Origin of the sequence: Amycolatopsis sp. SID8362 (assembly GCF_010550475.1) — a bacterium.
GTDB classification, from domain to species: Bacteria; Actinomycetota; Actinomycetes; order Mycobacteriales; family Pseudonocardiaceae; genus Amycolatopsis; species Amycolatopsis eburnea.
Genome location: NZ_JAAGNB010000493.1, coordinates 1 through 9,156 on the forward strand (window position 1 = coordinate 1; position 9,156 = coordinate 9,156).

Below are 9,156 nucleotides of genomic sequence, written 5' to 3' on the forward strand. Positions count from 1 at the left end.
GTCGCCCACGCCGACCGGGCCGCCGCGGCCGGCGTCGGGCTCACCGTCGAAGCCGGCGGCGACACCGCGCTGACCGCCGATCCGGTGCGGCTGCGCCAGATCGTCGGCAACCTGGTGACGAACGCGGTCCGGCACACCCCGCCCGGCGGCCGGGTGACGATCCACGTCTCGTCCACTGTGGACGAGGTGGCGCTGGCCGTCGCGGACACCGGCACCGGGATCGCCGCCGAGGACCTGCCGCACGTGTTCGACCGGTTCTGGCGGGCCGAGAAGTCCCGCAGCCGCCAGACCGGCGGCAGCGGGCTCGGTCTCGCCATCGTGCGGCACCTCGTGCAGGCCCACGGCGGGACGGTCACCGTCGAGTCCGCGGTGGACACCGGGTCGACGTTCACCGTCCGGCTACCGAAGGCGGATCCCGGTGGTGAGGGTCCCGGGGTGCGGGACCCGCAGGACGTGCAGCCGCCGGGCACCGTCGCGCAGGAAGGTGACGGGGGTCGCGGTGACGGTCGCGGCCAGGGCGGCGCCCCAGCCGATGGTGATCGTCGTGCCGCCGCGGCGGATCGTCAGGCCTGACGCCGTCGCGCTCGCGCCGGCGCCGTGGGTGACCGGGGTCCCGTCGGCGAACCGGACGTCGTCGCCCGGGTGCAGGACGAGCGGGATCTGCTCGGTCAGCGGTGTCGTGCCCCGGACTTCGCGGGTCACGGTGTCCCGGGTGATGGTCAGGACCGTCCGGATGCGACTGTCCAACCCGTACCGGACGACGACCGGCGCCGAACCGGGCACCTGCCTGCTGCCGTCCCAGGCCCGGTCGCCGATCGCGTACGTCGCGTCGAGCAGGCCGCGCGCGTCCGGGGTCCCGTTGGGGAGCAGGCTGGCCCAGCACTGCGTGTCGTCCTGCTGGGAATGCACCACCATGCCCGCCCGCGGGTGCCACAACATTCCCTGCGCGCCCCGGACGTAGCTCGACGGCCGCGTCCCCCAGAACCCGGCGAGGTACAGCTGCGGGCGCCGGACGTAGACGTAGGTCTGGTTCAGCGCGTCGTCCCGGCACTGCACGGCGAAGTCGGCCGAGCGCAGGTACGGGAGCTGCCGGAGCGCGGCCTGCTTCTCGCCACGCGAAGGGAACGCTTCGCCGTAGGAGACGTGCGCGAGGATGCGCGGGGAAGTGTCCTGTTTGGCCGGTCCGATCGCCGGGCCCGGGACCGCCGCCCACTGCCGGCGCGTCTCGGCGCGGTCCTCGCGGGTGGTGAAGAACGCGGCCAGGTCCGGGACTTCCGGGACGAACAGCGACGCGAGGTTGGTCCGGTCCGGGTCCGGGATGACGTCGTCGTAGTAGGACACGTGCGTGCGGCTCGACGTGGCGACGTAGGTCAGCGAGCCGGAGCCGTCGGGTTCGCGGACGACGTTGTAGCCGAACCAGTCCGCGAACTTCCGCGCCATCGCGACGACGGTCCGGTTCCGGGTCAGCGCGTAGATCTCCGCGATTTCCGGGAGCATCACCTCGAAGTTGTAGTTGACGTCCATCCCGGTCGGCTCGTAGAAGAACCCCGCCGGGCTCTGGCCGTTCGCGGCGAGGAACTCGATGCGGTCGTGCAACTGCCCGCCCAGCACAGGATCCGGGTCCAGCTTCAACGCCAGCTGCGACGACGACAGCCCGGACGCGTTCTGGTTGGCGTACTCGACCGGGTGCGCCCAGATCGGGTTGGCCGGGTTCAGAAACCACGTCATGCCCTGGCGCAGCGCGGCGGTCAGCTCGGCGCGGCGAGCCGGCAGCGCGTCGACCTGCCGCAGGTTCGCGAGGGTCTTCGCGAGGTAGCCCATGCCGAACCCGGTGGCGGCCTTGGATTTCTCGGTGATCGAGTACTCCGGGAACGAGCCGTCGGCGTGCTGCAGGTTCAGGTAGTGCGCGATCGCGGCGTCGAGACGGTTCCGCAGGGCCGGGTCGAGGTAGTACGGGTTCCACGGGCACCGGTTCGCGTAGAACCAGCTCAGCGTGTAGACGTGCTCCTGGACGCGGGCGTTGTACGGCTCGCTCGGCGTCCGCCACCAGCCACCGCCGAAGAAGCCGAGGGTGGCCGGATCAGTGCTGACATCGTTGACAATGCCCGGCAAAATGGCGAGGTAGGGCGCGAAGCGCTGCTCCAGCGGCGAGAAGAGCCGCCGGTCCGGGGCGCCGGGCGGGAGCGGGGCGAGCGGCGGGAACGGGCCCGCAGGCAGGGGTACCGCGGCCGATGCCGTCCCCGCGAGGGCGAGCACGGCGGCGGCGGTGGCCCCGCCGAGGAAGGTTCTGCGATCGATCACGATTGCCTCCTAGCCTTTGAGGCCGCTTTGGGCGAGCCCTTCGACGAACTGGCGCTGCGCGATGATGAAGACGATCAGGACCGGCACGACCGTCGTGGTCGCGGCGGCGAGCTGGACGTTCCAGAGGTGGCCGCCGTAGACGTCGACGTACTGCGTCAGCGCCACCGGCAGCGTGAACATGTCCTTGTCGGTCAGGTAGACCAGCGGTTCCAGGAAGAAGTTCCAGGTGTTGAGGAAGGTGAAGATCGCGACCGCGGCCAGCGCGGGTTTCGCGATCGGCAGGGCGACGCGCCGGTAGAGCCCGAACCGCGAGAGGCCGTCGAGCCGACCCGCCTCCTCGAGTTCGTTCGGGATGGTGATGAAGAACTGGCGCATCACGAACGTCGCCAGCACGCTCGGCGCCCCGAAGATCGGGACCACGATGAGCGGCCAGTGCGTGTTCGTCAGGCCGAGGTCGTCGACCACCCGGAACAGCGGGATGATCGTGACCTCGCTCGGCACCATCAGTCCGATGAGGATCAACGCGAACAGCTTCTCGCCGCGGAACCGGATGCGGGCGAACGCGTACCCGGCCAGCGAGGAGAAGAACATCGTGCCGAGCGTGACGAGCACGGCGATGTAAAGGCTGTTGAAGTACTGCTGTGCCAACGGGAAGTCGGTGAAAGCCGTACGGTAGTTCTCCCACTGCGGCTGGTTCGGGAACAGCTTCGGCGGGTAGGCGAGCACCTCGTTGGCCGGCAGCAGCGACGCCGTGATCATCCACCAGGTGGGGAACACGAACGGCACGGCCAGCACGACCATCACCGCGTAGCAGGCGATCTTCGCCCTACGACTCATGGAACACCCACCGCCTCCGCATCCGCCACTGCAGCAGCGTGAGCACCAGGATGACGAGGAACAGCACGACGGCCAGCGCCGAGCCGTAGCCGAGGTCGTGGTTGGCGAAGGCCTGCTGGTAGAAGTAGAAGACCAGGACGTTGGTGCTGTCGGCGGGCCCGCCCAGGGTCAGCACCTGGATCTGCGCGAACACCTGCAGCGCGCCGGCGACGGTGATGATCGCCGTCAGCAACGTGGTCGGGCTGATCATCGGCAGGATCACCGACCGGAACCGCCGCCACGGACCGGCACCGTCCAATTGCGACGCCTCCATGACGGACGACGGGATGCCCTGCAGCGCGGCGAGGAACAGCACCATGTTGAGCCCGACGTTCTTCAGCACCTGCACCACGATCACCGAGAGCATCGCGGTGCCGTTGCCGCGCAGCCAGTTCGGCCCGTCGACGCCGATCGTCTGCAGCAGCGAGTTGATCCCGCCGTTGTCCTGCAGGAGGAAGTTCCACACGATCGTCCAGGCGACGAGCGTGATGACCACCGGTGAGAAGAAGACCGTGCGGAACACCGTGGTGCCACGCAGTTTCAGGTTGAGTAGCAACGCCAGCGACAGCGCCAGCGCGAGGTTCAGCACGACCAGGCCGACGCAGAAGATCGCCGTCGCGCGGGCGACCTTCGGCGCGGTCGGGTCGTCGAAGAGCTTCGCGTAGTTGTCCGCCCCCGCGAACGTCGAGGTCCCGGCGAGGAGGTTGACGTCCTGGAAGCTGTACCAGACCACCGCGACCAGCGGTGCCACCACGAAAGCGAGGAAGCCGAGAGCCTGCGGGGCGATGAACAGCCACCCCGCCAGCTCTTCGCGCTTCTTCGACGTCCAGGTCATTGGCTCAGCGCCGGGTCGATGGCCTGGCAGACCCCGGCGAGCGCGGCGGGCACGTTCGCGTCCGGCTTCCACATCGGGTCCAAAGCGGACTGCACGAGCGACGCGATCCGCGCGCTGCCGGTGTGCGACGGCAGCACCGCGCCGGTCTTGATCCCGTCCACCACGACGTTCTGCAGCTGCTCCTGGCTGAACAACGGGTTCGCCTTGGCCAGGGTGGCCGCGTTGAGCAGGCTTTCGCGGGCCGGCGGGAAGTACTGGCCGAGCTTCGCCGAGTTGGCCGGGTTGGTGAAGAAGGCGAGGAAGTCCGCGGCGGCCTTGGCGTGCTTGCCCTTCACCGGGACGCCGATCCCGGCCTGGCCGATGACCTGCGCGTTCGCCTTCGGCCCGGCGGGCAGCGGGACGATCCCCCACTCGAACGGCTTGGCCTTCAGCAGCCCGGCGCGGCTGATCTGCGCGATCGTCAGGCCGGCTTCCCCGGCGAAGAAGTCCGCCGTCGTGCCCGGGCCGGGCAGCGCCTTGTCGGTGAAGATCGCCTGGTGCAGGAACGTCATCGCGGACGTCATCTCCGGCGAGGTGAACCCGCACGTCTTGCCGTCCGGTCCCCAGGCGTCGGCGCCGAAGCCACGCCACACCGAGGCGAGCAGCACCCACTGCTTGTACTCGAACTCGCGGATGACCAGGCCCGCCTTGCCGGTGTCCTTCGCGGCGACCTGGGTGGCGATCCGCTTGGCCGCGTCCCAGTTCCACTGTCCACTCGCGACGAGCTGGTCGGGTGTCTCGGTGATCCCGGCCTTGGTGAGCAGGTTCTTGTTGTAGAACATGCCGAACGGCGAGGTCGAGAACGGGAAGGCGTAAAGGCCGCTGTCCTTGGTCCACAGCTTCGTCGCCGACGGGACCAGTTCGGCCGCGTTGTACCCGGCGGCCGCGTCCAAAGTGGGCTTGAGGTCGGTGAGCGCGCCGGACTGGACGAAGTCGGGCGCGTCGCGCTCGAGGATCCACGCGAGGTCCGGCGGGTTGCCGCCGGAGAGCTGGGTGGTGAGCGCGGCCGAGTAGGCGCTCGTGTCGCCCGGGACGACGTCGAACTTGACCGACGCGACCTCCGGGTGGGCCTTGCGGTACTCGGTGGCGATGGAGTCGAAGAGGGCTAGCTGGTTCTTGTCCGTCGTCCAGACGGTCATGCGCAGTGCGATGTTCTTGTCGTCGACGGCGCCGCCCGAGCACGCCGTCGAAGCCAGTGCGACGGCGGACAGGGCCGCGGCGAGCAGCCGGATTCTCCGGTAGGCCACGATGCCTCCTGGTTATTCGAATTAGCAGGGACGGTAAGCGCCGCCCACCGCACTGTCAACAGGCCGTTCGGCCTCAGCGGGAGTCTGTTGTGGAGGGTCCGGCCGCGGTGGCGCCCTCGTGGATCGTGCACGGCAGGAGCAGCTGGCGCGACTGGGGTTTCTTCAACAGCTCGACGAGCACGCGCACGGCGTGCACGCCCATTTCGTGGCGCGGGATGCGGAACATCGACCAGTCGGTCGCGGTGCTCGGCACGGCGTGCGCGTGCGGCTGCTGCGACGGGTCGGCGTCGCCCAGCACGACGAGCGAGAGGTCCTCGGGCACGCTCAGCCCCAGGTCGTGCGCACACGCCAGGATGCCGTCGGCCATCGCCGAGCTCTCGACGAGCAACGCCGTCACGCCTTCCTCACGCGCCTGCCGCAACGCGATCGCCGGATCTTCCGCGAGGAACACCAGCGGCGGACGCCGGTGCTTGCGCGCGGCGGCCTCGTACCCGGCGCGGCGGTCGAGCGTCGGCTCGTTCTCCTCGGTGACGCTGAGCAGCCCGATCCGGCGGTGCCCGAGGCTCCACAGCCACTCGTGGACCTCACGCGTGGCGGCAACGTAGTCCGCGCCGACGTAGCTGATCGGCCCGGTCGGCGACTCGCGGCGGCCGACGAACACGAACGGGAACTGCTCCTCCACCAGCTGCGCGAGCTCGTGGGGGTCGTTGTGCCTGCCGAGCAGGATCGAGCCGTCGGCGATGCGCAGCCGGTTCGTGCCCGCTTCGTAGATGCGGCGGCGCCCGTCGCGGCGGCCACCGCTGGTGAACAGCAGCAGGTCGAAGCCCTGCTGCTCGGCCTCCTCCTCGATGCCGAGCAGGAACGGCCGGTAGAAGTCGGCCACCCCGGACGGGAACACCGACTCGTAGGTGAACACGCCGAGGATCTGGTTGGACCCGCCGCGCAGCCGGCGGCCCATGATGTCCACGGTGTAGCCGGTTTCGCGGAGCACCTGCTGCACGCGGTCGCGGGTCTCCGGGGTGATCCGCAGGCTGTCGGAGCCGTTGAGCACCATGGACACGACGGCCTGCGAGACGCCGGCCAGGCGCGCCACCTGGGCCTGCGTGACCCGGCCCGAACCCGCCGTCATCCGTGACTCCTTCTCGCGCGACTCCGCCAGACCTTACCGGCGGCACGGTCAGTACCCCCGCACTTCCGGCCACCGGCGTTCCACCCCGGCGGCATCCAGCACGCGCGCGAAGTCCTCGAAGAGCCGGGTGTCTTCGCGCACGGCCTTCGGCTCGACGTCCTCGCTGATGACGAAGGCCGCGAGCAGCCCGGCGACCTCGCCGATGTTCCACTCGACGGGGTGCAGCCGGAAGCAGCCGTTCGTGATGTGCGTGGTGCCGATGTTCTTGCCCGCGGGCAGCAGGTTCCGCGTGCGGACGGGCAGCAGCGCGCCGAGCGGGATCTCGTACGGCACGCTGGCGACGTCGATGTAGTTGTCCCCGCCGGTCGACGGGTGCAGGTCGATCCGGTAGCTGCCGACCCCGACGGCGTCCGCGCGGCGCACCCGGCCGTCGACCCCGAGGATCTCGGCCGAGACGTCGTGCTCGGTGACCGTCGTGACGGCTTTGATGCGGCGGGCTTCGCGGACGTACGCGGACTTCGCGAGCCCGTCCGCCGTGCCGGTGACGTCGGGGCGGAGCTTGAGCCCGGGGAAGCCGGTGCCGCCGTCCGAGCGGGGTGCCTCGGTCTGCAGCCAGTAGAGGACGGACAGGCTGAGCTGCTTGGCTTCGTGGTGCGCGGTCTCCACGTCGGCCTCGGTGGTGTGGCCGGGGATCGTGAGGGCGGGCTTGAGCCAGTAGTCGTTGAGCGGCCAGTTGACCAGCGTGACGTCGGAGTCGAACGCGCCGTCGGTGTGCAGGCCGCGGGCGAGGATGCGGCGGAACGTCCACAGCTCCTTGTCGCCGGCGTCGGCGCTCTGGTCGGCGCTGACGGCCAGCGGGTCGCCGGGCGGGTTCGGCACGAAGGTGCGCTTGACCGGTTCGAGGGTCCGCGGGTCGGGGGCGACGAAGCCGAGCAGCGGGCCGGGCCAGAAGTCCGGCTGGTAGTCGCGCCAGAAGCCGTACATCCCGGGCTTGTCGATGACGTGGTTTTCGCCTTCGTGGTGGGAAACCGCGAAGCAGTAGGTGATGCCTTGCAGGTTGGCGGGGTCGGCTTTCTCCGGCGCGTGCGGCTCGCCGTGTTCGGCTCGGGATTCGGCACCGGTGACGTGCTCTGTGCCGGCGAGCGGCAGGAGGTCGCCGTTCTCGGTGGCGTCGAGGACGTACTGGGCTTTGACGACGACGCGGTCTTCGTCGTTCTCGATGACCACGGCGTCGACCCGGTCGCCGTCGGTGTGCACCGCGACGGGCCGGTGGCGGCGCAGGACCTGGATCCGCCCGGCACTGACGTGCGGCGCGAGCATGGCTTCGATGACCGCGAGCGCCACCCGCGGCTCGTGGCAGAGCTTGCTGACCTTCCCGGCCCCGGGGTTGAGTTCGGCGTGCTTCGCGGCTTCGGCGCGGAGCGGGTAGTGGCGGCGGTAGTGGTCGCGGATGCCGGCGCGCAGCTCGCGGTAGGTGCGGGTCGACCCGAACCGCTCGATCCACGGGTTTTCGTCCGGCGGAACGGCTTGCGCGGTGAGCTGGCCGCCGAGCCAGTCGGTCTCCTCGGTCAGGACGACCCGCCGGCCACGGGAGGCGGCGGCCAGCGCGGCGGCGACGCCGCCGAGTCCACCGCCGACGATGAGAATCTCGGTGCCCAGTTCCCTCATGAAGCCTTCCCCGCGCGGTGATAATTCGAATTACTACGCGGGTATGGTGCGCGTGGGTGGGGTGGGGAGTCAAGAGACAGAACCGGACAGCGTGCGGTCAGGCCGGGGCAGCAAAGTCGCATCGGGCGGCCCTGCGGTGTCGGGCAAGCCTCCGTGGCAGGCCCGGAGCCGGTCAGTCGTCGAGCATCGACGTGGCCAGCCGCTTCGCCGTGCGGAACGGACCTGCGTCCTGGGCGACCACCGACTGCACCGCGGCACCCTCGAGCACCAGCATCAGCTCATCGGCCAGCCGCTCAGCCCGCTCGACCCCGGCCCGCGCGAGTTGCGCCCGCAGGTACCCGTGCAGCGCGGTCTTGTGGTGGCGGACCACCTCGCGCACCGGGTCGGCCGGGTCGGGGAACTCCGAAGTCGCGTTGAGGAAGGCGCACCCTCGATACCCGTCCCGGGACAGCCACTCCTCGTACGCGTCGAACACCGCCAGCACCCGCTCGCGCGGGGCCGCGTGCGCCGCCGTGATCTCGTCGACCTGCTCCTGCCACGCGCGGTCACGCTCGCGCAGGTACGCCACCACGAGCCGGCTCTTCGAACCGAAGTTGCCGTACAGGGCCGCCTTCGTGACACCCGCCTCCGCCGCCACCGTGTCGACGCCGACGACGTGGATGCCGTCCCGGTAGAACAGCGTCGACGCGGCCTTGAGCACCTTCCCCCGCGCGTCGCCGGGGCGAGTCCGGCCCATCACACCTCCCGGTCTGGCGCTTCACCTGCCACGACCGTACCAGCCCTTGACAGCAAACAGACCGGTCTGTCTGATGGTGGCATGGCGACCAAGACGGAAGAGACGACGTCCTGGTGGCCCCTCGCCGCGGCCGGCGCGGGGGTCATCGCCCTCTGCTACGGGTTCGCGCGGTACGCCTACGGGCTGTTCGTGCCGCGGTTCAGCGAGACGTTCGGGCTGACCACCATCGGCATCGGCGTGCTCGGCGGGCTCTCGACCGCAGGCTACGCGGCCGGGCTGCTGGTGGCCCCGCGGACGTCGGCGCGCTCGGCGCGCGGCACCGTGC

7 protein-coding genes and 1 pseudogene are annotated in these 9,156 nt (G+C 70.2%); 2 read left to right on the top strand and 6 right to left on the bottom strand.

The genetic code is table 11. The annotated features are described in order from the left end of the window. Window positions 1–573: cell wall metabolism sensor histidine kinase WalK (locus tag G3I65_RS15585; protein ID WP_239071213.1), on the top strand; the 573-nt coding region annotated here is incomplete at its 5' end. A gap of 1,737 nt (window positions 574–2,310) precedes the next feature. Here G3I65_RS15585 and G3I65_RS15595 read toward each other — a convergent pair. The 6 genes from G3I65_RS15595 to G3I65_RS15620 form a co-directional block, all read right to left on the bottom strand. Next, window positions 2,311–3,138, bottom strand: coding sequence for a carbohydrate ABC transporter permease (locus tag G3I65_RS15595; RefSeq protein ID WP_160696751.1), 828 nt, complete (start codon window positions 3,136–3,138; stop codon window positions 2,311–2,313). Beyond that, the gene (locus tag G3I65_RS15600; protein WP_125313137.1) at window positions 3,128–4,012 is read right to left on the bottom strand and encodes a carbohydrate ABC transporter permease; all 885 of its coding nucleotides are present in this window, start codon (window positions 4,010–4,012) and stop codon (window positions 3,128–3,130) included. The genes G3I65_RS15595 and G3I65_RS15600 overlap by 11 nt, the downstream gene beginning before the upstream one ends. Next, complete coding sequence (locus G3I65_RS15605) at window positions 4,009–5,298, bottom strand: sugar ABC transporter substrate-binding protein (RefSeq protein ID WP_309235483.1); 1,290 nt, start codon at window positions 5,296–5,298, stop codon at window positions 4,009–4,011. Before G3I65_RS15605 ends, G3I65_RS15600 begins: the two co-directional genes overlap by 4 nt. Window positions 5,299–5,371: 73 nt before the next feature. Continuing rightward, entirely contained in the window at window positions 5,372–6,427 is a 1,056-nt protein-coding gene (locus tag G3I65_RS15610) for a LacI family DNA-binding transcriptional regulator (RefSeq protein ID WP_160696752.1), read from the bottom strand. 48 nt (window positions 6,428–6,475) lie between these two features. Then, on the bottom strand, window positions 6,476–8,095 hold the full coding sequence (locus G3I65_RS15615) for an FAD-dependent oxidoreductase (RefSeq protein WP_160696753.1): 1,620 nt from the start codon (window positions 8,093–8,095) through the stop codon (window positions 6,476–6,478). Between the two features lie 172 nt (window positions 8,096–8,267). Then, window positions 8,268–8,831 (bottom strand): TetR/AcrR family transcriptional regulator, encoded by a 564-nt coding sequence (locus tag G3I65_RS15620; RefSeq protein WP_160696754.1) that lies wholly within the window; start codon window positions 8,829–8,831, stop codon window positions 8,268–8,270. A gap of 81 nt (window positions 8,832–8,912) precedes the next feature. Here G3I65_RS15620 and G3I65_RS15625 point away from each other — a divergent pair. Continuing rightward, window positions 8,913–9,156: pseudogene (locus G3I65_RS15625) on the top strand (MFS transporter); the annotation flags it as partial.